Source organism: Xanthomonas sontii (assembly GCF_040529055.1).
Taxonomy (GTDB): Bacteria; Pseudomonadota; Gammaproteobacteria; order Xanthomonadales; family Xanthomonadaceae; genus Xanthomonas_A; species Xanthomonas_A sontii.
In genome coordinates this window covers 1,273,386-1,297,500 of sequence record NZ_CP132342.1, presented here as the reverse complement: position 1 = coordinate 1,297,500, position 24,115 = coordinate 1,273,386, and the positions used below count along the sequence as shown (strand labels likewise).

The window sequence follows — 24,115 nt, the reverse complement described above, 5'->3', positions numbered from 1 at the left end:
CCTGCAGGACGCCCTCGAAGCCAGGCGCGAAGCTCTGCTGCGGATCCTCGACCACCTCGCCAGCCACGCGCACCGCCCGCTCCTTCAGCTTGCGAGTGGCCTCGGAATTGCTGGCGGTCAGGCCCGCGGCGGTCAGCAATGCGGCGATCCGCAGCCCTTCCGCCGGCACGGCGACCTGCTGCAGCGGCAAGGCGCTGGTGTCGCCCTGCCCGGTCACCACGGCATGCCAGCCGACGATGGCCTGTTCGGCGGCGGCGGCATCGTGGAAACGGGTGGTGAGTTCGCGCGCCAGGCGCAGCTTCACCTCGCGCGGATGCAGGCTGCCGGCCTGCACTTGCTGCTGCAGCGCCTGCGCTTCGTTCACGCCGATATCGAAGGACAGCAGTTCGATCCAGCGCCACATCAGCTCGTCGCCGATCTTCATGGTCTTGGTGACGATGTCGATCGCCGGCTCGCTGATGCCGATGTAGTTGCCCAGCGACTTGGACATCTTGTTGACCCCGTCCAGGCCCTCCAGCAACGGCATCGTCAGCACGATCTGCGCCGGCTGCCCGTAGTGCTCCTGCAGGCCGCGGCCCATCAGCAGGTTGAACTTCTGGTCGGTGCCGCCCAGTTCGACGTCGGCCTTCAGCGCCACCGAGTCGTAGCCCTGCACCAGCGGGTACAGGAACTCGTGGATGGCGATGGACTGCTGCGCGGCGTAGCGCTTGGCGAAGTCGTCGCGCTCGAGCATGCGCGCCACGGTGTGCTGGCCGGCCAGGCGGATCATGTCGGCCGCGCTCATCTGCCCGAACCATTCGGAGTTGAAGCGGACCTCGGTGCGCGTGCGATCCAGCACCTTGAACACCTGCTCCTCGTAGGTGCGGGCGTTGGCCAGCACGTCCTCGCGGGTCAGCGGCTTGCGGGTGACGTTCTTGCCGGTGGGGTCGCCGATCATCCCGGTGAAGTCGCCGATCAGGAAGATCGCCTGGTGTCCCAGGTCCTGGAACTGGCGCATCTTGTTCAACAGCACGGTGTGACCGATGTGCAGGTCCGGCGCGGTGGGATCGAAGCCGGCCTTGATCCGCAGCGGGCGGCCGCTGCGCAGGCGGGCCTCCAGTTCTTCACGCTTGAGGATTTCGTCGGCACCGCGGCCGATCAGGACAAGGGACTCTTCGATCGTGAACAAAACAGGAACTCCGGCGAGTGACTTCAACAAACGTGAATGGCGTTAAGAGCGAGTTAACCGTGCAGCCAGGTGAAAATTCGAGCCGGCTCAATGGTTTGACGCGCTGTGGAACGATGTTTATGGTAGCCGAGTTTTGAGCTCGCGCTTCGGGCTCGTGAGGAAGCCTTGATGCCCAACAGTGATCAGGAACGCGCGCGCCGGCAGCGGTTCCAGCAACGCCTTCACGTTCTCCACGACACTGCGCTGCATCGCAAGTTGAAGGAACATCTTCCCGCCGGCCGCTGGACGCGCCGCCACTGGATCCACGCCAGCCTGTTCGCCACCATCGGCGCGATGGTCGCCACGATCGTCCCGGGCTTTTCCAACGCCATCGACGTGCCGCTGCAGACCACGCAGGCGACGCTGGCGCTGCCGTTGCCGCCGATCTCGCTTGCCCAGCAACAGCAGGCTGCGATCACCGACAACTGGCAGGTGGTGCGGATCGAATCCGGACAGACCCTGGGCTCGGTGTTCGAAAAGCTCGGCCTCCCCGCCACGGTGATGCAACGGGTGCTGGACCATCCGGGCACCCACGACGCGCTGACCAAGCTGCGCCCGGGCGCCGAGATCGGCTTCGACCTGGCGACGACGGGCGATCTACGCGCCCTGCGCTTCGACCGCGATGCCACCCACCGGGTGGAACTGTCGCTGCTGGACGACGACATCAAGGAAAAGGTGATCGAGCGCGAGACCAGCACGCGCACCGTGGTCACCAGCGGCGAGATCACCAGCTCGCTGTACGTGGCCGCACGCAAGGCCGGGCTGTCGCCGTCGGCGATCGCGACGATGACCGACGAGATCTTCAAGTACGACATCGACTTCGACAAGGACCTGCAGCCGGGCGACCGCTTCAGCGTGGTCATGGACGAGACCTGGCGCGAAGGCGAGCGCATCGACACCAGCAAGATCCTGGCGGCGACCTTCACCACCCGCGGCAAGACCTACAGCGGCTTCCGCTTCGAGCGCGGCGGCAAGCCGGCCGAGTACTTCGACGTGACCGGGCGGCCGCTGAAGAAGAGCTTCATCCGCATGCCGGTGTCCTACAGCCGCATCAGCTCCACTTTCGGCGCGCGCAAGCACCCGGTGCTGGGCACCATGCGCATGCACAAGGGCATCGACTACGCGGCGCCGACCGGCACCCCGATCATGGCCGCCGGCGATGCGCGGGTACAGTTCGTCGGCACCCAGCGCGGCTACGGCAACGTGGTGATCCTGGATCACGGCAAGGGCTACAGCACGCTGTACGGGCACATGTCGCGCTTCGGCGGGATCAAGGCCGGCCAGCGCATCAACCAGGGCACGGTGATCGGCTACGTCGGCATGACCGGCATGGCCACCGGTCCGCACCTGCACTACGAATTCCGCGTGGACGGGGTGCAGCGCAATCCGGCCTCGGTGACGATGCCGCCGCCGACCCCGCTGGCCGGCGCCGAACTGGCCGCGTTCCGTGCGCAGACCTCGCCGGCGCTGGCGCGCATCCAGCGCGTGGAGAAGCTGATCTACGCCGATGCCGGCGAGCCGGACGCGAAGAAGAAGAAGGTCGTCGCCTCGTCCAAGGCCGCCGCCTCGCACGACGCCGGCTGAGCACCGGCAGCCGGTTCCGCCGCGCCGCGCATTGACGGGCGGCGGCGCCTGGCCCACGCTGCGGCGCCGACCGCCGCCTGGTGTCTTGCATGCCCTCGCCTTCCGCCGTTCCCGACGACGCCCTGTTCCTGGGCCTGATGTCCGGCACCAGCGCCGACGGCATCGATGCCGCGCTGGTGCGCTTCGACCACGACGGCAACCCGCAGCTGCAGCTGGGGCGCACCTATGCGTGGGCGCCGCAGCAGCGCGCGGCGCTGATCGCGCTGGGCGAAGGCGGCGACATCGCCTCGCTGGACGCGCTGGGCCAGCTTGATGCAGAGGTCGCGATCGCCTTCGCCGAGGCGGCGCTGCGCCTGCTCGACGACGCCGGGGTGGCGCCGGCCGCGGTCCGCGCGATCGGGTCGCACGGGCAGACCGTGCGCCACCGCCCGCTGGCCGACCCCGCCTTCACCTGGCAGCTCGGCGACGGCAACCGCATCGCCGAACTGACCGGCATCGCCACGGTCTGCGACTTCCGCCGCCGCGACGTCGCCGCCGGCGGCCATGGCGCACCACTGATGCCGGCCTTCCATGCGGCGATGCTGGGGACGGCGCACGAGGACCGGGCCGTGCTCAACCTCGGCGGCATCGGCAACCTAACCTTGCTGCCGGCGCACGGCGCGGTGCGCGGCTTCGACACCGGCCCGGCCAACGCGCTGCTCGATGCCTGGTGCCAGCGCCATCGCGGCCAGCCCTACGATGCGGGCGGCGCGTTCGCCGCCAGCGGCGCGGTCGACGCCGACCTGTTGCAGCGCCTGCTGGCCGATCCGTGGTTCGCGCTGCCGCCGCCCAAGAGCACCGGGCGCGAGCAGTTCCACCTGCGCTGGCTGGAGGCCTGCCTGGACACCCCGGCGCCCACGCCGGCCGCGGTGCAGGCGACGCTGCTGGAACTGACCGCGGCCACCATCGCCGATGCGCTGCTGGCGCAGCAGCCGGCGACCCGGCAGTTGCTGGTGTGCGGCGGCGGCGTGCACAACCCGCTGTTGCTGGCGCGGCTGCAGGCGCGCTTGCCGGGGGTGCAGGTGCACTCGACCCAGGCGCAGGGCCTGGACCCGGACTACATCGAAGCGATGGGCTTCGCCTGGCTGGCGCGACAGACCCTGGCCGGGCTGCCGGGCAACCTGCCGTCGGTCAGCGGCGCGCGCGGGCCGCGCATCCTCGGCGCGATCCACCCCGCGTAAGCGAGGCGTCGGGATTCAGAAACCGCTGCCGGCCGGCAGCGCGCGCAAGGCCGCGATCGCCTCCGAGAGCGCATCCACCTCGCGGTGCTCGAACCCGCTGCGCACGTCGTGCTCGCTGGAGAACAGGCCCTGCTCGATCAGCGCCAGCACCGCCTGGCGCTGGGTCCAGCCGCGCGCAACGGCGATGCGGCGGATGCGTTCGAGCAGGAACGGGTCGATATCGCGCAACACAAGGTCGCTCATGCGGACTCCCGGGCGGCGGCGCACGCGTGCGCCGTTGCCCATCATCCCCGTCCGGGGACGGCCTTTCAATCGCTGGACGGCAATGGCTGTGAGGCAATTGCGGATACGTGCCTCGTATACACGAGCTGCTATGGCCGAGAAACCCAGCGATCAGGGTGTTTTCTGCACGCCCTCCTCTTCCCTCATTCGTGGCTCACGCCAGATGAGCCAGATGATCATCGGTAACGCAAGGATGCCAATCGCAGCGGTATAGACAAAGAACGGAGGATAGCCCCAGGCGTCCACGATCTTGCCCCATTGACTGGCGATCGACTTGGCGGGAAGGCTCCACAGGGTTCCGAACAGAGCGTATTGCGTCGCCGTGTAGTTCGGACTGGTCAGCGATGACATGTAAGCGATGAAGGCGGTCCCGGCGATACCGTTGGCCACGTTGTCGGCGCTGATCGCAGTCGCCAGCCAGGCGATCCCGGGGTGGATGCTGGCGATATGCGCGTAGATCAGGTTGGCGCCACTAAGCAGGACCAATCCGATCAGCAACGTCCGCGCTATGCCGTAACGACGGACCAGGATGCCTGCCAGAAAAGCGCCGACGATCGTCATGAGGATCCCATAGACCTTGGAGACCAATGCGATCTGTTCCAGCGTAAACCCCATGTCCAGATAGAACGTATTGGCCGCAACGCCCATCGTGGTGTAGTTGAGTCGGTAGGTGATCACCAGGGAAAGGGACAAGATGCCCACCTTCCAGCCCATCCGCGCGAAGAAGTCGACGAACGGGCAGATCACGGCACCGATGCACCAAGCAACCGTCGCTCTGATCCACGCCGGCCAACGCTGCGCGCGCGTGCGGAACGCCTCCACCATGGGTTCGACCGGACGTATTGGACCGCTGGTGCCCGTCATGGGTTCGGCAATGCAGAGCGTCGTGACAAGACCGACCAATCCGCAGACCGCCATGATCAGGTAGGACGCCTTCCAGCCCAGTTCTGCCGCCAAGGTCAGGGCACCGGCGCCGGTACAGATCAGCGCCAACTGGTAGCCAGCCTGATAGGCGGCGACCATCGCGCCTTGCGTATCGGCCTGAGCCGCCTCGATTCGATAGGCGTCCACGACAATGTCCTGGGTTGCCGCGGCGAAAGCAGTGCAGACGGCAAGCAATGCCACCGCGCGCGCGTCCAGCGCGGGATTGGCCAGCGCGAGTGCGACCAGGCCGGCAACGACGCCGATCTGTGCAACCAGCATCCAGCTACGCCGCCGACCAAGTCGCGAGAGAACCGGGATCGGCAGACGGTCCACGATCGGCGACCAGAAGTACTTCAACGAGTACGCCAGCCCGACCAGACTGAAGTAGCCGATGGTGGTCCGGTCGATGCCGGCCTGGCGCAGACGCGCCGACAGCGTGGTCAGCACCAATGCGAACGGCAGCCCCGAGGAAAATCCCAGAAACAGCATCGCCCGCACCCGCGGGTTGGCGTATACGTCCAGCGACCGCCACCAAGCGCCCAGTGCGCCGATCACGTGCGGTAGTCCACCGTGAACGGCGCGTGGTCGGAGAAGCGCTGCGCGGTATAGATCGAACAGCCCTGCAGGCGCTCGCGCAGGGTCGGGGTGACGAACTGGTAGTCGATGCGCCAACCGACGTCGTTGGCGCGCGCCGCGCCGCGGTTGCTCCACCAGGTGTAGTCCTGGCCATCCGGATGCAGCGCGCGGTAGGCGTCGACCCAGCCGCGGCCGCTGGCCGCATCGGCCTCGTCGGCACTGTCGGCGCACAGGCCGTTGAGCCAGTCGCGCTCGGCCGGCAGGCAGCCGGAGTTCTTCTGGTTCGACTTCCAGTTCTTGATGTCCAGCGCCGAGCGCACGATGTTCCAGTCGCCGCACAGCACATAGTCGCGGCCGCTGTGCAGCCACTCCACCAGGATCGGCCGCAGCCAGTCCATGACCTGGAACTTGTAGCCCTGGCGCAGTTCGCCGGAGGACCCGGAAGGAATGTAGAAGGACACCACGCTCAGGTTGCCGAAGCGCGCCTCGATGTAGCGGCCCTCCTCGTCGAACTCGGGCCAGCCCAGCGCGGTCCGCACCTCGTCCGGCTCGCGCTTGCTGTAGATGGCCACGCCGCTGTAGCCCTTCTTGGTACTGGCGTCGCGGAACCAGACCCGGTAGCCGTCCGGCAGGAACGCCGGCCCGGCCAGCTGATGCTCCTGCGCCTTGGTCTCCTGCACGCACAGCACATCCGCCTGCTGGGTGGCGAACCACTCGAAAAAGCCCTTGGTGGCGGCCGACCGCAGGCCGTTGGCGTTGAAGCTGATGATGCGCATGGAAGAGCCGGGAATGGGGAAAGGGGAATAGGGAATGGTGAAAAGCATAGCGGTTGTTCCGTCTTCGCGGTCCTGCTGGGGTACGCTTTATCGATTCCCTATTCCCGTTTCCCCATTCCCGGCCCCCCAATGACCGACTACCGGCACCGTTTCCTGCAACTGGCCCTGGACGTGGAGGCGCTGCGCTTCGGCGAGTTCACGCTGAAGTCCGGGCGCCTCAGTCCGTATTTCTTCAACGCCGGGCGCTTCGACTCCGGCGCCAGCATGGCGCGGCTGGCGGCGTGCTACGCCGATGCGGCCGACGCCGCCGGGCTCGACTTCGATCTGCTGTTCGGCCCGGCCTACAAGGGCATTCCGCTGGCGACGGCGGTGGCCTGCGAGTACGCGCGGCGCGGGCGCGATTTGCCGCTGGCGTTCAACCGCAAGGAAGCCAAGGCGCACGGCGAAGGCGGCAGCCTGATCGGCGCGCCGCTGGCCGGCCGCCGGGTGCTGATCGTGGACGACGTGATCACCGCCGGCACCGCGATCCGCGAGGCGCTGGGCATCATCCGCGCCGCCGGCGGCGAACCGGCCGCGATCCTGGTCGCGCTGGACCGCCAGGAGATCGCCGCCGAGGACGACCGCCGCTCGGCGGCGCAGGCGGTGGCCGCCGAGGCCGGCGTTCCTGTGGTCTCGGTCGCGCATCTGGGCGACCTGCTTGCATTCATCGACGGAAACGCAGACCTTGTCGGCTTCCGCGAACCGCTGCTGGCCTACCGGGCCCGCTACGGCTGCGCTTCGTCTGGCTGACAGCAGGGGGCTGCCACGATGCCGATCCGACCACGCACTCGCGTCCTGCCGGCGCTGCTGGCGCTGCTCGCCTTGCCGGCCGCCGCGCAACAGGCGTCGGCGCCGTCCAAGAAGCTGTACTGCTGGAACCAGGGCGGCCAACGTACCTGCAGCGATGCGTTGCCGCCGGAAGCGGTGAACCAGGCACGCGACGAGTTCAACGCCACCAGCGGCATGCGCAGCGCCGAGGTGGGGCGTGCGCTCAATGCCGAGGAACGCGCCGCTGCCGCCGCCGACGCCGCGCAGCAGCGCGCCGACCAGGCCGCGCTGGAGACGCGCAAGCGCACCGACCAGGCGATGCTGCTGTCGTACCAGACCGAGGACGAACTGCGCCGGGTGTTCGCCGAGCGCATCGGCATCGTCGACAACAACATCCAGACCGCGCGCTACAACGTGGAGAGCCTGCGCCAGGGCCTGATCGGCCTGCTGTCCGGCGCCGGCGCGCGCGAACTGGCCGGGCAGAGCGTGCCGGCCAAGACCGCCGACGACGTGCAGCAGCGGCACCGCGCCCTGCTGTGGCAACTGCGCATGCAGAAGAACTTCGAACAGCAGCGGCTCGGCCTGGATCAGGAAATCGAGGACGTGCTGCAGCGCTATCGCGCGGCCCGGGGCAACGGCCCGGCACAGTCCGCGACCACCGCCGGCGGCTGAGCCGTCGCACACCCCGGCGCCCGGACCAGGCCGGACGCGCGACGCCGCCTCAGAAGGTCGGCGCCAGGCCCGGCAGCACGGCCTGCAGCTGTGCGCGGAACAGCGCCTTGATCCGCTCCAGCGCCGCCGCGTTGTCGGCTTCGAAGCGCAGCACCAGCACCGGCGTGGTGTTGGAGGCGCGCACCAGGCCCCAGCCATCCGGGAAGTCGGCGCGCAGCCCGTCGATGGTCAGCAGCCGCGCGCCGGCGAACGGCGAGCCCTCCTGCTGCGCCTGGGCGACCAGCTCGGCGACCAGCGCATGCGCGTCCTGCCCGTCCACCGGCAGCTTGATCTCCGGCGAGGCCACGCTGTCGGGCAGTTCGGCCAGCACTTCCGACGGCGATTCCTCGCGCTGGGCCAGGATCTCCAGCAATCGCGCCGCCGCGTACAGGCCGTCGTCGAAGCCGTACCAGCGCTCCTTGAAGAAGAAGTGGCCGCTCATCTCGCCGGCCAGTTCGGCGTCGGTCTCGCGCATCTTCGCCTTGATCAGCGAATGCCCGGTCTTCCACACCAGCGGGCTGCCGCCGTTGCGCAGCACGTAGTCGGATAGCTTGCCGGTGCACTTGACGTCGTAGATCACCAGCGCGCCGGGATTGCGTTGCAGCACGTCGGCGGCGAACAGCATCAGCAGGCGGTCCGGGTAGATCACCGTGCCTTCCTTGGTGACCACGCCGAGGCGGTCGGCGTCGCCGTCGAAGGCCACGCCGAGATCGGCGTCGAAGCGCCGCACCGTCTGCACCAGATCCTCGAGGTTGTGCGGCTCGCTGGGATCGGGATGGTGGTTGGGGAAGGTGCCGTCGACGTCGCAATACAGCGGCACGACCTCGGCACCGATCGCTTCCAGCAGGCGCGGCGCCAGTTCGCCACCGACGCCGTTGCCGGCATCGGCCACCACCTTGAGCGGGCGGTCCAGCTGCACGTCGTCGGCGATGCGCTGGATGTAGTCGTCGCCGACATCGCGCTGCTGGAGCCGGCCCGGCTCCTCGGCCGTGGGCAGGCGGCCGGCGCTGATCCGCGTGTACAGGTCGGCGATGGCGGCGCCGGACAGGGTCTCGCCGCCGACCACGATCTTGAAGCCGTTGTAGTCGGCGGGGTTGTGGCTGCCGGTCACCGCCACGCAGCTGCCGGCGCGCAGGTGGTAGGCGGCGAAGTAAACCACCGGGGTCGGCGCCAGGCCGATGTCGGTGACATGGCAGCCGGCGCGGCGCAGGCCTTCGATCAGTGCGGCCGACAGCTCCGGCCCGGACAGGCGGCCATCGCGGCCGACCACCACCTCGTTGAGCCCCTGCTCCTGCATCACCGCGCCGATCGCCTGGCCGATCAGCGCGGCGACCTGCGGGCTGAGGTCGCGGCCGACCACGCCGCGGATGTCGTAGGCGCGGAAGATCTCCGGCGCCACCGTGAACGCCGGCACCGGCTTGGCCGGCGCGGTTTCCTCGGCGGTGGACGAAGGCGGCGGGGGCGGCTCCTGGCGTTGCAGGCTCTGCTGCAGGGTGTGTTCTTCGGCCACCGCCGGGCCGGCGCGGCGCACCCGCGGCTGCGGCAGGCGCCCGCGCGCGGCCAGCAACAACAGCGCGCCCAGCACCAGGCACAGGGCGGCGACCAGCAGGCAGGGCAGTGCGCCCAGCCCCAGCGGACCGGCTTCGGTATCCGGCAGCGAGGCGACCATGCGCAGGCCGCTGTCGCCGACCGGGCGCGACATCGCGTCGGCGCGATCGTGCAGCGCATTGTCGCCGGCGGCGATCACGTCGTAGCCGCCCTGGCGCAGGGCCAGATAGCCGGTGCCCGGCACCGATGCCTGCGCAACCGGGTCGGTCAGCAGCGCCAGTGGCAGGCGCAGATACACCACCCCGGCGTTGCCGCCCAGCGAGACCGGCGCGGCCAGGCCCAGCCGCGGGCCGCCGCCGTCGCGGATCACCGCGCTGGCGAGCTTGCCGGTCATCAGGGCCTTCTCCAGCAGCGCCAGGCGGCCGTAGCCGAAGTGCGCCGCATCGGTGTAGCCCGGCTCCAGGTCGGCCGGCAGCACCTGCGCGTCCTCGGCCTGCGCCCAGTCCGCACGCAGCGCCTGGGCGGCGGCCGCGGCGTCGCCGCGGCGCAGGGCCGCCTGCACGGCCGGCTGCTGCAGGCGTTCGGACAGGCGTTTGCCCACGCCCGCCAGCGCCTGCTGGGTCTGCGTCACCGCGGCATCGCGCGCCTGCTCCAGGGTGGCGGCGGCCTGCTCGGCGCGCCATTGCTCGACCCCGCTCCAGCCGAACCAGACCACCAACAGCACCAGCAGCACCGTCAGCAGAGGCGCCACCTTGCGCAAACCCTGCGGCACCGGCCGCGCTTGTGTTGCCTCGCTCATGCAGACGATCCCCTGTCAGCGCACTCCGGTATGGCCGAATCCACCCGTTCCCCTGGCGCTGTCGGCGAAAGTATCCACCACCTGCAGGGCGACACGCACGACCGGCATCACCACCAGCTGCGCGATGCGGTCGCCGGGGGCGATGGTGAAGTCCTCGCGGCCGCGGTTCCAGACGCTGATCAGCAGCGGCCCCTGGTAATCGGCGTCGATCAGGCCGGTGCCGTTGCCGAGCACGATGCCGTGGCGGTGGCCCAGGCCCGAGCGCGGCAGCACCACCGCGCACAGCTGCGGATCGGCGATGTAGATGGACAGGCCGCTGGGGATCAGCGCGGTGTCGCCCGGCGCCAGGGTCAGCGGCGCCTCGGTGGCCGCGCGCAGGTCGAGCCCGGCGCTGGCTTCGGTGGCGTAGTCGGGCAGCGGCCAGCTGTCGCCGAAGCGCGGATCCAGCAGCTTCACCTGCAGCGGATAGGGCGTGGGAGTGCTCATGCGTGCAGCCTCTGCGCGATCAGGTCCAGCAGTTGTTCGGCCAGCTGCGTCTTGGAGACCGCCGGGAAGTCGCGTTCGCCATCCTGCCAATAGGCGGTGGCCGCGTTCTGGTCGCTCTCGAAGCCGTTGCCGGCCACCCCCACCCGGTTGGCCACGATCAGGTCCAGGTGCTTGTCGGCGAGTTTGCCACGGGCATAGCGCTCGATGTCGTGGGTCTCGGCGGCGAAGCCGACCACCAGCTTCAGCGCCTGGGTCTGCGCGGCGACCTCGGCCAGGATGTCCGGAGTGCGGGTCAGTTCGAGGGTGAGCGTCTCGCCGCTCTTCTTGATCTTCTGCGCCGCCACCTGTTTTGGCGTGTAATCGGCGACCGCCGCGGTGCCGATGTAGATGTCCGCCGGCAGCGCGCCGAGCACCGCCTCGCGCATCTGCGCGGCCGAGCGCACATCGATGCGCTGCACGCCGTCGGGCGTAGACAAATGCACCGGGCCGCTGACCAGCACCACCTCGGCGCCTTGCCGGACCGCGGCCGCGGCCAGCGCGTACCCCATCTTGCCGCTGCTGCGGTTGCCCAGGTAGCGCACCGGATCCAGGTCTTCGTAGGTGGGGCCGGCACTGATCACCACGCGCAGGCCGCGCAGGGCGGCAGTGCCGGTGCCAGCGCCGGAACGCGCCGGGACGGCGGCCGCGGCCGGCTTGGCCGACGCGGCGTTCTGGTCGGTGCGCCCAACGAGCGCGGCGACGATCTGCTCCGGTTCGGCCAGGCGACCGGGGCCGGACTCGCCTTCGGCCAGCGGGCCATCGTTCGGGCCGACCACCTGTGCGCCGCGCGCGCGCAGGGTGGCGATGTTGGCCTGGGTGGCCGGGTGCAGCCACATGCGGTGGTTCATCGCCGGGCACACGGTGAGCGGTGCGGTGCTGGCCAGGCACAGCGTGCCCACCAGATCGTCGGCCAGCCCGTGCGCCAGGCGCGCCAGCAGGTCGGCAGTGGCCGGGGCCACCACCACCTGCTCGGCCCAGCGGGCCAGTTCCAGGTGACCCATCGCCTGCTCGGCGCCACTGTCCCACAGCGTGGTGCGGGTGAGATGGCCGGACAGCGCCTGGAAGCTCAGCGGGGTGACGAACTGCTGCGCGCCGGCGGTCATCGCCACCTGCACCTCGGCGCCGGCGTCGCGCAGGCGCCGCACCAATTCCAGCGCCTTGTAGGCGGCGATTCCCCCGCCGACGCACAACAGCACACGTCGCCCCAGAAGGGGCCTCTCGAAAATCGCGGTCACGTCGGGAATGTCCTACCCATACAAGGACGATTAGCTTACCCGATGGTTTTTGGCGGCCTGATACCGTTGCGCCATGTCGGCCGGCACCCTGGCGATATGCACATCTCCGACTGGCCCTGCGAAGAACGTCCCCGGGAAAAGCTGCTGGCACGCGGTCCCCGGGCCCTTTCCGACGCCGAACTGCTGGCGATCTTTCTCGGCTCCGGCCTGCCCGGCAGCGACGCGGTGCGCACCTCGCGCGACCTGCTGCAGCGGCACGGGCCGTTGCGCACGCTGCTGGACCGGTCGCCCGGCGACCTGGTACGCCTGCCCGGGCTGGGCCCGGCGCGCGCCTGCCAGCTGTCGGCGGCGCTGGAGCTGGGCCAGCGCCACCTGGCCGCGGAACTGCAGCGCGGCGACACCCTCAGCAATCCGATCACCGCCGGCCGCTACTTCGCGCAACGCTTGCGGGCGCGGCCGTACGAGGTGTTCGCCGCGCTGTTCCTGGACACCCGGCACCGCTGGCTGGCGTTCGAGGAGCTGTTCCAGGGCACGCTGGACGGCGCCGAGGTGCATCCGCGCGAGGTGGTGCGGCGTGCGCTCACGCTCAACGCCGCCGCGGTGATCATCGGCCACAACCACCCGTCCGGAAACCCGGAACCCTCGCCCGCCGACCGCGCCGTCACCGAGCGGCTGAAACAGGCGCTGGACCTGATCGACGTGCGCCTGCTCGACCACTTCATCGTCGGCGACGGCGTACCTGTCTCGATGGCCTCGCGCGGCTGGGCCTGAACCGAGGCGGCGGCCGGGCGTGCCATGTCGCCGGACGCCGATCCCGGCAAGGCCGGCTCCAGGCCACGCGGGCGGTCAGCCGGCCCAGGCCCCAGGCGCATGCTGGTCGCGGCGTCGCGGCGTCGCGGCATCGCGGCTGAGGTCGGGCTGAACCCGGGACGGGCCGGGAGGCGGCGGGTCGGGTAAAATCGCCGGTTCCGCGCTTCAAGCAGAGATCTCGTGAAATCCCAACTCCGCGCCCTGATCGGTCAAGGCATCGAAGCCTTGCGCGCCAATGGCACCCTGCCGGCCGACACCCTGCCGCCGGACTTCGTGGTCGAGCGGCCCAAGACCCGCGAGCACGGCGACTTCGCCACCAACGCGGCGATGCTGCTGGCCAAGGCCGCGCGCACCAATCCGCGCGCCCTCGCCCAGCAGCTGGTGGACGCGCTGCCGGCCAACGACGACGTCAGCAAGGTCGAGATCGCCGGCCCCGGCTTCATCAATTTCCATCTCGGTCCCGGCGCCTACCAGCGCGAGGTGCTGGCGGTGCTCAAGCAGGGCGAGGACTACGGCCGCAGCCTGGTCGGCAACGGCCGCACCGTGGGCGTGGAGTACGTCTCGGCCAACCCGACCGGGCCGCTGCACGTCGGCCACGGCCGCGCGGCGGCCATCGGCGACTGCCTGGCGCGTCTGCTCGAGGCCAACGGCTGGAATGCCAAGCGCGAGTTCTACTACAACGACGGCGGCAACCAGATCGAGAACCTGGCGCGCTCGGTGCAGGCGCGCGCTTTGGGCAAGACGCCCGACAGCCCCGACTGGCCGGAAGAAGGCTACCGCGGCGACTACATCCAGGACGTGGCCGACGCCTACATGGCCGGCGCCGCGGTCGACCTGGAAGGCCATGTGGTCACCGGCGCCAAGGATCCGCAGGACCTCGATGCGATCCGCCGCTTCGCCGTGGCCTATCTGCGCAACGAGCAGAACCACGACCTGGCCGCGTTCGGCGTGGATTTCGACATCTACTTCCTGGAAAGCTCGCTGTACCGCGACGGCAAGGTCGAGGAGGCGGTGCAGAAGCTGATCACCTCCGGGCATACCTACGAAGAGGGCGGCGCGCTGTGGCTGAAATCCACCGATTTCGGCGACGACAAGGACCGCGTGATGCGCAAGTCCGACGGCAGCTACACCTACTTCGTGCCGGACGTGGCCTACCACCTGAGCAAGTGGCAGCGCGGCTACGTGCGCGCCATCACCGAACTGGGCGCCGACCACCACGGCTCGCTGGCGCGCGTGCGTGCCGGCCTGCAGGCGATGGACCTGGGCATCCCCAAGGGTTGGCCGGAGTACGTGCTGCACCAGATGGTCACGGTGATGCGCGGCGGCGAGGAAGTGAAGCTGTCCAAGCGCGCCGGCAGCTACCTGACCCTGCGCGACCTGATCGAGGAAGCCGGCCGCGACGCCACGCGCTGGTTCCTGATCGCGCGCAAGCCCGATTCCCAGCTCACCTTCGACATCGACCTGGCGCGCCAACAGAGCAACGACAACCCGGTGTTCTACGTGCAGTACGCGCATGCCCGGGTGTGCAGCCTGCTGCGCCAGGCGCAGGAGAAGAAGCTGGACTACGACCAGGCCGATGGCCAGGCGCAACTGAACCGGCTCAGCGACGCGACCTCGCTGGAACTGATGCAGGAACTCTCGCGCTACCCGGAAGTGGTGGAGAATGCGGGGCATGCGCTGGAGCCGCACCTGATCGCGCAATACCTGCGCGAACTGGCGACGGCCTTCCACACCTGGTACCACGGCACCCCGGTGCTGGTGGACGACGCCGGCGAACGCAACGCCAAGCTGACCCTGGCGGTGGCGGCGCAGCAGGTGCTGGCGAACGGTCTGAATCTCCTGGGCGTCTCGGCCCCGGAAAAAATGTGAGTGGAGAAGCGGTAAATGGCAGCACGACGCGGTAAGACCCAGGCCCGGCGCAACAGCGGCAACGGCACGCCCGGGTGGGTGTGGCTGATCGCCGGCGCGGCGATCGCCGCGGTGGTGTTCCTCGGCGCGCCGGGGCTGTTCAAGAAGGACGGCGACTTCCTGCGCGTGGGCGGCCCGCGCGCCAATCCGGACGCGCAACCGGCGCCGGTGGCAGATGCCGACGTCGATGCGGCCCCGGACCTGCCCAAGCCCGCCGCCAACGCGGCCGGCAGCACCAAGCCGGAAGCGAAGAAGGACGCGCAGACCCAGTACGACTTCTACACCCTGCTGCCCGGCAAGGAAGTGCAGATGTCCGACGCCGAACTGGCCGCCAGCGCGCGCGCCGAGGCCATTCGCCAGGCCAAGGCGCAGGCCGCTGCAGGCACGGCCGCCACCGGCACCACTCCGGCCGCGGTCGCCACCGCACCGACCGCGACGGCGGCCAACCCGACCCCGCTGCCGGAGACGCCGAGCGCGGCCGCCAGCGCCCCCGCCGCCGCCAAACCGGCGGCCACCACGGCAACGCCGGCCGCAACCACCGCACCGACGACTGCCGCGGCGGCGGCCGCGCCCGACAACGCGCGCTACATCCTGCAGGCCGGCTCGTTCGGCGCCTCCGGCGATGCCGAGTCGACCAAGGCCAAGCTGGCGATGCTGGGCCTGTCGGCGCGCGTGGAATCGGCGCAGATCAGCGGCAAGACCGTCTATCGCGTGCGCATGGGGCCGTACGGCACCGCCAGCGAACTGGCCGAGGCCAAGCAGAAGTTGAACGGCAGCGGGCTGTCGGCGATCGCGATCAAGGCGCAGTAGAGCCGGGATTGGGGAATGGGTGAAGCGGCTTTCTTGCCGTTTTCACCTGTACGTGCGTGGAAGCGTTGTCGCTGCTGACATTGGGCCGCGTTGGCTTGATATGGTGTTGCAGTTCCACGGCAGCGTGCTGCCGGCGACTACGCAAAAGACTTAGTCGCCAGGGAATCTGGAATGGGGACGCGAGCACGTCCCGTTCTGCGGGACGAGGCTTGAAGGCGCTTCGGACCCGCGAGCCGTCGCGCCGCGCTGGCGCGTCATCGATCATCGAAGCCGACTTCCCCCGCGGGCACACGCGCCGTCGACGCGCGCGACCGGGTTTTGCTTTTACCATTCCCGATTCCCCACTCCCTATTTCCGGCCCCCCAATGACTCAGACCGCCCTGATCACCGGCGCCACCTCCGGTTTCGGCGCTGCCGCCGTGCGCCGCTTCGTCGATGCCGGCTGGCGCGTGATCGCCACCGGCCGCCGCGCCGAGCGCCTGCAGCCGCTGCTGGACGCCTTCGGCGCCGAGCGCGTGCACATCGCCGCCTTCGACATCCGCGACACCGACGCGCTGGACGCGATGCTGGCGGCGCTGCCCGAGGCGTTCCGCGGCATCGACCTGCTGGTCAACAACGCTGGCCTGGCCCAGGGCACCGCGCCGGCGCAGGCCGCGCAACTGGACGACTGGCGCACGATGATCGACACCAACATCACCGCGCTGGTGACGCTGACCCATCGCCTGCTGCCGACGCTGATCCAGCGCCGCGGCGCGATCATCAACATCAGCTCGGTCGCCGCGCTGTATCCCTACCCCGGCGGCAACACCTACGGCGGCACCAAGGCCTTCGTCAGCCAGTTCTCGCTGGGCCTGCGCTCGGATCTGCATGGCACCGGCGTGCGCGTCACCGCGATCGAACCCGGCATGGCCGAGACCGAGTTCACCCTGGTCCGCACCCATGGCGACCAGAAGGCCTCGGACACGCTCTACCAGGGTGCGCAGCCGATGACCGCCGAGGACATCGCCGAACAGATCTTCTGGGTGGCGACGCTGCCGCCGCATCTGAACATCAATCGATTGGAAATCATGCCGGTGACGCAGTCCTTCGCCGGCTTCCAGGTCGCGCGACAACCGGCCTGAACGGCCGCGGGGCCGCTCCGCGCGGCCCCGCCACATCCCGTCTCGCGCGCGCCCGTGCGGCGAAGGCCCTCTGCCGCACGGGCGGGACGGACGCCTGTCGCGTCGACCGGCAGGCGGATTCCGACAACTCCTTAACGAAATGATATAACATCACTTGACCGGGGCCGCGTTCGTATGTCGGACCGCGTACCACCCGCTCGCCCGCAGCCCAGCCGCTGCCGCCAGTCTCCACTCCCCTTGTCCGCAGCCATCATGAAGACCTACACCCATGCCCTCGCCGTGCTGGCCGGGCTCGCGGCCGGCGACGGCGCCGCGCAGACGACACCTGACACCACCACCACGCTCGGCACCGTGGAAGCGCGGCGCCACAGCGCCGCCTCGCTGTCCACGCGCAACATCCTCAGCTCGGTCGACGTGCTCGGCAGCGAGCAGATCGCCGACAAGCAGGTCATGAACAGCTGGGAGTTGCTGGGGCAGATGCCCGGCATGCAGCTCACCGAAACCAGGCAGGGTGCCGAGTCCGGCAAGGTCACCTTCCGCGCTTTCAACGGCGAGGGCTACATCAACGGCATCAAGGTGCTGATCGACGGCGTGCCGAGCAACGTCAACAGCGGCAACCAACGCTTCATCGACATGATCTTCCCGCTGGAGATCGCCTACATCGAGGTGGTGCGCGGCACCAACGATCCGCGTTACGGCCTGCACAACATCGGCGGCAACTTCAACATCGCCACCCGCCAGGGCGGCGACTACCAGGACCTGCGGCTGAGCTACGGCAGTTTCGCCACCCGCGAACTGCAGTACGCCGTCGGCCATGAGGCCGATGGCCTGGCGCAGAACTATTTCGTCGGCGCGCAGGCCGCGCATGGCTATCGCCAGCACGACAGCTCGCGCAAGTACACGCTCGGCGGCAAATGGTTCTACGGCGAAGACGACGATGCCGCACGCATCGGCCTGATCGCACGCGCCTACCACCATGAGGCCGACGAATCGGGCTTCCTCACCGCCACCGAGTTGGCCGAGGACCGCGACCAGTCGCCGCCGAAGAACGCCAACGACGGCGACGACCGCGACATGCGCCAGGCCAGCGTGCACGCCGACTTCAAGCTCGGCGGCGGCTTGCAATTGCGCAACACGCTGTACCTCAACCGTTACCAGGACGACCGGCGGATCACCTTCACCCGCTATCCGCTGGGCAACGCGCCACGGCAGCGTCGGCAATGGGACGAAACCCAGACCGGGTTGCTCAGCACCGTCACCTGGCAGGCCAGCGATCTGCTGAGCGTGGAAGGCGGCTTCAACGCCGAGCACCAGGACAACCGTTACCGGCGCTCGCGCTACGCCTACAGCGTGCCGACCGATTTCGACCATGCGCCGGCACGCGTGCAGAACGACGACCGCTACAGCCTGGATAACCTCGGCCTGTACCTGCAGGCGGTGATCCAACCGAGCGATGCGCTGAAGATCGTCCCCGCATTCCGCGTCGACCGCTTCTCCGGCGAGACCGCGCTGCCCGGCGGCGTGCATGCGCCGCTGCAGCGCTACGGCTGGATCGACCAGCCCAAGCTCAGCGTGATCTACGCGCTGACCCCGCACTTGAGCGTGTACGCCAACTGGGGCCGCACCTTCCAGATCCTCACCGGCTCGACCGCCCCGGCCTACCTGACGCCCGGGCAGAGCACGTTCCGGCCCTCGATCAATACCGGCAAGGAGCTGGGCCTGAAACTGCAGCCGGCCGCCGGCACCGAGGCGCGCGTGGCGGTCTGGCGCCAGGATGCCACCGACGAAGTGGCCAACATGCCCAGTACCGGTACCACGGTCGGGCTCGGCCAGACCCGCCGGCAGGGCGTGGACCTGCAACTGAGCACGCAACTGGGCGAGCGCTGGACGCTGTGGCTGTCGCACGCGATCCAGGAAGCCAAGGTGGTCAGCGCCTTTACCGCGAGCGGCGAGTCGCTGCGCGGACGCGAGGTGTTCTCCACCCCGCGCTACATCAGCAACGCCGGCGTCGACTACCGGCCCGATGCACGCTGGAAGCTGGGGCTGCAGGCGCGCGCGCAAGGCGACTACTACATCGACGAACGCAATGCGCAGGGCAAGTACGGCGGCTTCCGCGTGGTCGATGCCAGCGTGCGCTACCAGCTCAGCCCGCGCACCAGCCTCGACCTGCAGGTCAAGAACCTCACCGACGCCCGCTACGCCTACGTCTGGTACGACAACTTCTTCTGGGGCGGCAACGACCAGCCGATGTTCTCGCCGGCGCCCGGACGCGCGGCCTATCTCGGCTTCGAACTGCGCCTGTAGCCATCGCCGACGTCGGCGCGGTCCGCTGCGGCCGCGCCTCTGCCTCCCCCGGCGCCGTCCGGGGCACGCAGGTGCCACGGCGCGGTTGCCTGCGTGGCGCAGACAACCGCGCGATTTTCCCCGCTAAATCGCATAACATCGCCTTCACGGAGCGAGGTACGCCCAGCGTACCGAACAAGCAAGCCCCGCAACCTCGCCGTTGCCGCCAGCCCTCCGCTGTCCCCACTTGCTTGCAGACCCCATGAAGATCGACTCCCTTGCCCTGGCCGTGCTGGCCGTGCTGGCCGGGCTTGCCGCCGGCCATGCCGCCGCGCAGACCCTCACCTCCGAGACCACCACCACCCTCGGCACCGTGGAGGCGCGGCGCGAGACCGCCGCCTCGCTGTCCACCCGCAACATCCTCAGTTCGGTCGACGTGCTCGGCAGCGAGCAGATCGGCGACAAGCAGGTCATGAACGGCTGGGAGCTGTTGGGCATGATGCCCGGCGTGCAGCTCACCGAGATCCGCCAGGGTGCCGAATCCGGCAAGGCCACCTTCCGCGCCTTCAACGGCGAGGGCTACCTCAACGGCATCAAGATCCTCATCGATGGCGTGCCCAGCGATGCCAACAGCGGCAACCAGCGCTTCACCGACATGATCTTCCCGCTGGAGATCGCCTACATCGAAGTCGTGCGCGGCACCAACGACCCGCGCTACGGCCTGCACAACATCGGCGGCAACCTCAACATCGCCACCCGCCAGGGCGGCGACTACCAGGACCTGCGGCTGAGCTACGGCAGCTTCGCCACGCGCGCACTGCAGTACGCCGTCGGCCATGAGGCCGGCGGCCTGGCACAGAACTATTTCGTCGGCGCCCAGGCCACACAAGGCGAGCGCGCGCACGACAGCGCGCGCAAGTACACGCTCGGCGGCAAGTGGTTCTACGGCGAAGACGACGACACCGCACGCATCGGCCTGATCGCCCGCGCCTACCATCTGAAGGCCGATGCGCCCGGCTTCCTCACCGCCGCGCAATGGAACGACGACCGCGACCAGTCGCCGCCACAGAATGCCAACGACGGCGGCGAGCGCACCCTGCGCCAGGCCAGCGTGCATGCCGACTTCAAGCTCGGCGACGGTGTGCAGCTGCGCAACACGCTGTACGTCAACCGCTACGACGAGGAGCGCCGCGTCACCTTCACCCCCTACCCGATCGGCAACGCACCGCGGCAGCGCCGGCAATGGGACGAAACCCAGACCGGCCTGCTCAGCACCGTCACCTGGCAGGCAAGCGACCTGCTGAGCGTGGAAGGCGGCCTCAACGCCGAGCACCAGAACAACCGCTATCGCCGCTACCGCTATGCCTACGCGGTGCCGACCGATTTCTGGAGCGCGCCGGCGCGCGTGCAGAACGACGACCGCTACACGCTGGACAACCTCGGCCTGTACCTGCAGGCGGTATTGCAGCCGACCGACGCGCTGAAGATCGTGCCGGCGTTCCGCGTCGACCGCTTTTCCGGCGACACCACGCTGCCCGGCGGCGTGCACGCGCCGCTGCAGCGCTACGGCTGGATCGACCAGCCCAAGCTCAGCGTGATCTACGCGCTGACCCCGCAGCTGAGCGTGTACGCCAACTGGGGCCGCACCTTCCAGATCCTCACCGGTTCCACCGCCCCGGCCTACCTGACGCCGGGCCAGCCCGGCGTGCGGCCGTCGATCAACACCGGCAAGGAACTGGGCCTGAAACTGCAGCCGGCCGCCGGCACCGAGGCGCGGGTGGCGGTCTGGCGCCAGGACGCCACCGACGAGGTGGCCAACAACGTCAGCTCCGGCACCACCGTGGGCCTGGGCCAGACCCGGCGCCAGGGCGTGGACCTGCAACTGAGCACGCAACTGGGCGAGCACTGGACGCTGTGGCTGTCGCAGGCGCTGCAGGAGGCCAAGGTGGTCAGCGCCTACAACGCCTCGGGCGAATCGCTGCGCGGCCGCGAGGTGTTCTCGGTGCCGCGCTACATCAGCAACGCCGGCGTCGACTACCGGCCCGATGCGCGCTGGACCTTGGGCGTGCAGGCGCGCGCGCAAGGCGACTACTACATCGACGAGCGCAATGCGCAGGGCAAGTACGGCGGCTTCCGCGTGGTCGATGCCAGCGTGCGCTATCAGCTCGGTCCGCGCACCAGCCTCGACCTGCAGGTCAAGAACCTCACCGACGCTCGCTACGCCTACGTCTGGTACGACAGCTTCTTCTGGGGTGGCAACAATCAGGCGATGTTCTCGCCAGCGCCCGGGCGTTCGGCCTATCTCGGGTTCGAACTGCGGCTGTAGGGCACCTCGCATCACCTGCATCCGCCACAGCGTGCTGCGCAGGCGCGGCTTCAGCCGCGACGGGCTTCACCGGGAACGCCCCTGTCGCGGCTGAAGCCGCTCCTTGTATCTGGACATGTCCCCGGCGAGATGAGAGGTGCCCTGTCACGGTGTTGCCTGGCCAAGGACGATCGTAAGTGGCCGGACGCGGCGTCCGCCGCGCTGTGGTACGGTTCCAGGCGTCGCCAGCCTTCGCGCAAGCCTCCCGCTCGTTCACAGGAGTGCTTTGCGATGATCTCTCCCGCTTCGCTCGACCACGGCGTCTTCCGCTTCCGGGAGACATCGCCATGACCGACTTCGTCACCGATGCGGCGCAGCTGCAGGATTGCGTGGGCCGCCTGCCCGGTCCGCGCGACATGAAGGTGATCGACCACATGGACGCGCATGCGCTGCGCTGGCTGGCCGCCAGCCCCTTGCTGTTCGCCGGCGTCGCCGGCCAGCGCCTGGCATTGAGTGCGGGCAGCGGTGCACCCGGCTTCGCGCGCGGCGATACGCCGCATTTGCTGTCGATCCCGCTGCAGGCACTGGACACCGCCCACGCGCACGTCGGCGCCGGCTTCGGTTCGCTGTTCCTGGTGCCCGGATTAGGCGAAACCCTGCGGATCAATGGCCGCATCGCCGGCGACGACGGCACGCGCGTGTTCGTTGCCGTCGAGGAATGCTATCTGCACTGCGCCAAGGCCCTGCTGCGCGCCGACTGGTGGCACGCGGAGGCACGGGCCGGCGCCACGCCGCCGGAGACGCCGGAAGGATTGCTCGCCAGTAGCCGACTGCTGATCCTGGCCACCGCCGATGCCGAGGGCCGCGTCGATGTCAGTCCGCGCGGCGATCGCGCCGGGGCCTTGCTGCAAGCCCACCGCGATGCGTGGTGGTTCGCCGACCGGCCGGGCAATCGTCGCGTCGACAGCCTGGGCAATCTGCTGGCGCGGCCGCAACTCGCGCTGCTGGCACTGCGCCCCGGCAGCGCACGCTGCGTGTGCATCGAAGGGCTCGCCCGCCCCAGCACCGACGAGGCGATCCGCAACGCGCTCGCCGTCGATGGACGCGTTCCGCATCTGGCGGTGCGGGTGCTGCCGGCGCTCCTCGAAGAGACGCACAGCCGCGCGCTCGGTCGCTTCGACCGTTGGCCGCCCGTCGCCATCGCACACGACCTGGACCCGCCAGCGATCTTCCGCGACCACGTCCGGCTCAGCGGCGCGCGCGGCGCACAGGCCACGCTGATGCGCGCGGCGGTCTCGGTGCCCGGCGTGGTGCGCAAAGGACTGCAGGCCGACTACAAGAAGAACATGTACTGAGCATCCAACGCCGCCGATCACCGGGCGGCGTCGGTCACGCCGGGCACGCTGAGGTGATGCACGGCATAGCGGTGCGCGGCGGCGTCTTCCGGCGGCAGATCGCGCCACAGATGAAAACGCAGCCGCGTCCATCCCTGCGGTTCGTAGCCGCACACCGTGGCCAGCACGCGTTCGTCAGGCACGTCCATGTCGTCGGTGTCGTTTCCCCAGGCAGGCGATGGCGCCGGAAGCGCGCGGGTGGCGTAGCGCGCCGAGCGCAGCGCCGCGGACATCCATGCCGTGCCGACCATCCACGCCTGCACGGTCGGGCGTCCGAAGGCCTCGCACAGCGCGGCGAACGCGGGGCCGGCGAGGAACGCGTGCATCGCCGCCGCATCGCGCCACAGATAGAACGGCGCATACAGGTTCTGCCGGCCGGGCAGCAGCGGATCGCTGCGATCGGCGACCAGGTAGGCCTTGAACTGCAGCCCCGGCAGCGTGTCGAGCAACGGCCCCTTGTCGGCGATGCGGCGGCGGATGACGGCCATGTCGTAGTCCGCCGGCAACGCGATGCTGTATTGCATGGCGATCATGCCGGCACTCCATGGGCCGTGATGCCGGCGCGGCCGCCGCCGAACGACCAGTCCTGCGCCGCGGTGGTGACGATGGTGACCATCACGTCCTCCGGCGGAATTCCAGGCGCGATCGCCAGCAGTTCGACCAGGCGCCGATAGAACGCCTGCTTGCAGGCAGCGCTGCGTTCGCGGCCGGCGGTGATGGCGATCAGCACGAAACGATCCGAGCGCGGCCCGCCCAGGTAATGGCGGTCGAACACCAGTTCGTCCGGGTCGTGCTGATGGATGACCTGGAAGCAGTCGCCGGCCGGCACCTCGAAGGCGTCGTGCATGGCCTGGTAAAGGCTGGCCGACAGCGCACGCAGGTAGGCGGGCGCGTGGCCGCGCAGCAGCGAAATGCGGGCGTACGGCATCAGCGCGGCTCCGTCATGGCCGGCTGCGCCGCGGCAGCGGTGCGCAGCAACGGCAGCGCGGACGCCGCACACGGCCAGCCGGCGTAGAACGCCAGGTGGGTGATGGCCTCGGCCAGGGTGTCGCGGTCCAGACCGTTGTCCAGTGCGCGCGCCAGGTGCAGCGGCAACTGCTCCAGTCGCGACAGGGCTACCAGTGCCGCCACCGTGACCAGGCTGCGCTCGCGCGGCGACAGCCCCGGGCGCTGCCACACATCGGCGAACAGCACCTCGTCGGTGAGGCGGGCGAAGGCCGGCGCGATGTCGCCGAACGCGGCCTGCGGGGAAGGAAACGGCGTGGATGGGTCGGACATCGGAACGTCTCG

21 protein-coding genes (1 of these 21 running past the window's edge) are annotated in these 24,115 nt (G+C 69.5%); 11 read left to right on the top strand and 10 right to left on the bottom strand.

Translation table 11 applies throughout. The features are described from left to right. On the bottom strand, positions 1-1,168 hold the 5' portion of the coding sequence (gene tyrS, locus RAB70_RS05620; RefSeq protein WP_148827400.1) for a tyrosine--tRNA ligase. The gene continues 44 nt to the left of window position 1, outside the view; only the first 1,168 of its 1,212 coding nucleotides appear in the window; the start codon lies at positions 1,166-1,168; the stop codon falls past the left edge of the window. Between the two features lie 168 nt (positions 1,169-1,336). On the opposite strand from tyrS, the gene RAB70_RS05615 reads away from it, so the two are divergent. Both RAB70_RS05615 and RAB70_RS05610 read left to right on the top strand, forming a co-directional pair. Beyond that, entirely contained in the window at positions 1,337-2,791 is a 1,455-nt protein-coding gene (locus tag RAB70_RS05615; RefSeq protein ID WP_148827402.1) for a peptidoglycan DD-metalloendopeptidase family protein, read from the top strand. Between the two features lie 89 nt (positions 2,792-2,880). Further along, on the top strand, positions 2,881-4,011 hold the full coding sequence (locus tag RAB70_RS05610) for an anhydro-N-acetylmuramic acid kinase (protein WP_148827404.1): 1,131 nt from the start codon (positions 2,881-2,883) through the stop codon (positions 4,009-4,011). Between the two features lie 15 nt (positions 4,012-4,026). Here the strand turns inward: RAB70_RS05610 and RAB70_RS05605 are convergent, their stop codons facing one another. From RAB70_RS05605 to RAB70_RS05595, 3 genes are all read right to left on the bottom strand, one after another. Further along, positions 4,027-4,254: a hypothetical protein gene (locus tag RAB70_RS05605; RefSeq protein ID WP_026143529.1), complete on the bottom strand. Its 228-nt coding sequence runs from the start codon at positions 4,252-4,254 to the stop codon at positions 4,027-4,029. A gap of 150 nt (positions 4,255-4,404) precedes the next feature. Beyond that, the gene (locus RAB70_RS05600) at positions 4,405-5,772 is read right to left on the bottom strand and encodes an AmpG family muropeptide MFS transporter (protein WP_148827406.1); all 1,368 of its coding nucleotides are present in this window, start codon (positions 5,770-5,772) and stop codon (positions 4,405-4,407) included. Next, positions 5,769-6,569, bottom strand: a complete 801-nt coding sequence (locus RAB70_RS05595) for an exodeoxyribonuclease III (protein WP_148827408.1) — start codon at positions 6,567-6,569, stop codon at positions 5,769-5,771. The genes RAB70_RS05600 and RAB70_RS05595 overlap by 4 nt, the downstream gene beginning before the upstream one ends. 129 nt (positions 6,570-6,698) lie before the next feature. Here RAB70_RS05595 and pyrE point away from each other — a divergent pair, with 129 nt between their 5' ends. Both pyrE and RAB70_RS05585 read left to right on the top strand, forming a co-directional pair. After that, the gene (gene pyrE, locus RAB70_RS05590; RefSeq protein ID WP_017907592.1) at positions 6,699-7,358 is read left to right on the top strand and encodes an orotate phosphoribosyltransferase; all 660 of its coding nucleotides are present in this window, start codon (positions 6,699-6,701) and stop codon (positions 7,356-7,358) included. Positions 7,359-7,376: 18 nt separating this feature from the next. Next, entirely contained in the window at positions 7,377-8,048 is a 672-nt protein-coding gene (locus tag RAB70_RS05585; protein ID WP_051067856.1) for a hypothetical protein, read from the top strand. A 49-nt stretch (positions 8,049-8,097) separates the two neighbouring features. On the opposite strand, the gene RAB70_RS05580 is transcribed toward RAB70_RS05585, so the two are convergent. From RAB70_RS05580 to coaBC, 3 genes are read right to left on the bottom strand one after another with little or no spacing between them, the layout of a single operon-like run. After that, positions 8,098-10,434 carry a phosphomannomutase/phosphoglucomutase gene (locus RAB70_RS05580; protein ID WP_148827410.1) on the bottom strand — a complete coding sequence of 779 codons (2,337 nt, stop codon included), beginning with the start codon at positions 10,432-10,434 and terminating at the stop codon, positions 8,098-8,100. Between the two features lie 15 nt (positions 10,435-10,449). Next, the gene (gene dut / locus RAB70_RS05575) at positions 10,450-10,920 is read right to left on the bottom strand and encodes a dUTP diphosphatase (protein ID WP_017907877.1); all 471 of its coding nucleotides are present in this window, start codon (positions 10,918-10,920) and stop codon (positions 10,450-10,452) included. Beyond that, positions 10,917-12,194, bottom strand: coding sequence for a bifunctional phosphopantothenoylcysteine decarboxylase/phosphopantothenate--cysteine ligase CoaBC (coaBC, locus tag RAB70_RS05570; protein ID WP_192578890.1), 1,278 nt, complete (start codon positions 12,192-12,194; stop codon positions 10,917-10,919). The genes dut and coaBC overlap by 4 nt, the downstream gene beginning before the upstream one ends. Before the next feature lie 96 nt (positions 12,195-12,290). Between coaBC and radC the strand changes: the two genes are divergently transcribed. The 7 genes from radC (at position 12,291) to RAB70_RS05535 (ending at position 22,786) form a co-directional block, all read left to right on the top strand. After that, positions 12,291-12,965: a DNA repair protein RadC gene (radC, locus tag RAB70_RS05565; protein WP_017907879.1), complete on the top strand. Its 675-nt coding sequence runs from the start codon at positions 12,291-12,293 to the stop codon at positions 12,963-12,965. Between the two features lie 219 nt (positions 12,966-13,184). After that, positions 13,185-14,873, top strand: a complete 1,689-nt coding sequence (argS, locus tag RAB70_RS05560) for an arginine--tRNA ligase (protein WP_017907880.1) — start codon at positions 13,185-13,187, stop codon at positions 14,871-14,873. A gap of 15 nt (positions 14,874-14,888) precedes the next feature. Then, positions 14,889-15,722: an SPOR domain-containing protein gene (locus RAB70_RS05555; RefSeq protein WP_148827414.1), complete on the top strand. Its 834-nt coding sequence runs from the start codon at positions 14,889-14,891 to the stop codon at positions 15,720-15,722. Positions 15,723-16,087: 365 nt separating this feature from the next. Continuing rightward, complete coding sequence (locus RAB70_RS05550) at positions 16,088-16,843, top strand: SDR family NAD(P)-dependent oxidoreductase (RefSeq protein WP_017917008.1); 756 nt, start codon at positions 16,088-16,090, stop codon at positions 16,841-16,843. A gap of 252 nt (positions 16,844-17,095) precedes the next feature. Next, positions 17,096-19,147, top strand: a complete 2,052-nt coding sequence (locus tag RAB70_RS05545; RefSeq protein WP_148827416.1) for a TonB-dependent receptor — start codon at positions 17,096-17,098, stop codon at positions 19,145-19,147. A gap of 241 nt (positions 19,148-19,388) precedes the next feature. Continuing rightward, positions 19,389-21,452 carry a TonB-dependent receptor gene (locus RAB70_RS05540; protein WP_148827418.1) on the top strand — a complete coding sequence of 688 codons (2,064 nt, stop codon included), beginning with the start codon at positions 19,389-19,391 and terminating at the stop codon, positions 21,450-21,452. A 326-nt stretch (positions 21,453-21,778) separates the two neighbouring features. Beyond that, positions 21,779-22,786: a pyridoxamine 5'-phosphate oxidase family protein gene (locus RAB70_RS05535; protein ID WP_148827420.1), complete on the top strand. Its 1,008-nt coding sequence runs from the start codon at positions 21,779-21,781 to the stop codon at positions 22,784-22,786. A 17-nt stretch (positions 22,787-22,803) separates the two neighbouring features. On the opposite strand, the gene RAB70_RS05530 is transcribed toward RAB70_RS05535, so the two are convergent. The 3 genes from RAB70_RS05530 to RAB70_RS05520 are packed head-to-tail and all read right to left on the bottom strand — an operon-like array spanning position 22,804 to position 24,103. Beyond that, positions 22,804-23,358, bottom strand: coding sequence for a DUF4865 family protein (locus RAB70_RS05530; protein WP_148827422.1), 555 nt, complete (start codon positions 23,356-23,358; stop codon positions 22,804-22,806). Next, positions 23,355-23,753: a tautomerase family protein gene (locus tag RAB70_RS05525; RefSeq protein WP_148827424.1), complete on the bottom strand. Its 399-nt coding sequence runs from the start codon at positions 23,751-23,753 to the stop codon at positions 23,355-23,357. The genes RAB70_RS05530 and RAB70_RS05525 overlap by 4 nt, the downstream gene beginning before the upstream one ends. Then, on the bottom strand, positions 23,753-24,103 hold the full coding sequence (locus RAB70_RS05520; RefSeq protein ID WP_148827426.1) for a carboxymuconolactone decarboxylase family protein: 351 nt from the start codon (positions 24,101-24,103) through the stop codon (positions 23,753-23,755). The genes RAB70_RS05525 and RAB70_RS05520 overlap by 1 nt, the downstream gene beginning before the upstream one ends. Between the last annotated feature and the right edge of the window lie 12 nt (positions 24,104-24,115).

Bases quoted from the DNA above. Each gene is read 5' to 3' on its own strand.
- RAB70_RS05615 (WP_148827402.1), top strand. From the start codon at position 1,337: ATGCCCAACAGTGATCAGGAACGCGCGCGCCGGCAGCGGTTCCAGCAA.
- RAB70_RS05610 (WP_148827404.1), top strand. From the start codon at position 2,881: ATGCCCTCGCCTTCCGCCGTTCCCGACGACGCCCTGTTCCTGGGCCTG.
- RAB70_RS05605 (WP_026143529.1), bottom strand. From the start codon at position 4,254: ATGAGCGACCTTGTGTTGCGCGATATCGACCCGTTCCTGCTCGAACGC.
- RAB70_RS05595 (WP_148827408.1), bottom strand. From the start codon at position 6,569: ATGCGCATCATCAGCTTCAACGCCAACGGCCTGCGGTCGGCCGCCACC.
- pyrE (WP_017907592.1), top strand. From the start codon at position 6,699: ATGACCGACTACCGGCACCGTTTCCTGCAACTGGCCCTGGACGTGGAG.
- RAB70_RS05585 (WP_051067856.1), top strand. From the start codon at position 7,377: ATGCCGATCCGACCACGCACTCGCGTCCTGCCGGCGCTGCTGGCGCTG.
- RAB70_RS05580 (WP_148827410.1), bottom strand. From the start codon at position 10,434: ATGAGCGAGGCAACACAAGCGCGGCCGGTGCCGCAGGGTTTGCGCAAG.
- dut (WP_017907877.1), bottom strand. From the start codon at position 10,920: ATGAGCACTCCCACGCCCTATCCGCTGCAGGTGAAGCTGCTGGATCCG.
- radC (WP_017907879.1), top strand. From the start codon at position 12,291: ATGCACATCTCCGACTGGCCCTGCGAAGAACGTCCCCGGGAAAAGCTG.
- RAB70_RS05555 (WP_148827414.1), top strand. From the start codon at position 14,889: ATGGCAGCACGACGCGGTAAGACCCAGGCCCGGCGCAACAGCGGCAAC.
- RAB70_RS05550 (WP_017917008.1), top strand. From the start codon at position 16,088: ATGACTCAGACCGCCCTGATCACCGGCGCCACCTCCGGTTTCGGCGCT.
- RAB70_RS05545 (WP_148827416.1), top strand. From the start codon at position 17,096: ATGAAGACCTACACCCATGCCCTCGCCGTGCTGGCCGGGCTCGCGGCC.
- RAB70_RS05540 (WP_148827418.1), top strand. From the start codon at position 19,389: ATGAAGATCGACTCCCTTGCCCTGGCCGTGCTGGCCGTGCTGGCCGGG.
- RAB70_RS05535 (WP_148827420.1), top strand. From the start codon at position 21,779: ATGACCGACTTCGTCACCGATGCGGCGCAGCTGCAGGATTGCGTGGGC.
- RAB70_RS05530 (WP_148827422.1), bottom strand. From the start codon at position 23,358: ATGATCGCCATGCAATACAGCATCGCGTTGCCGGCGGACTACGACATG.
- RAB70_RS05525 (WP_148827424.1), bottom strand. From the start codon at position 23,753: ATGCCGTACGCCCGCATTTCGCTGCTGCGCGGCCACGCGCCCGCCTAC.
- RAB70_RS05520 (WP_148827426.1), bottom strand. From the start codon at position 24,103: ATGTCCGACCCATCCACGCCGTTTCCTTCCCCGCAGGCCGCGTTCGGC.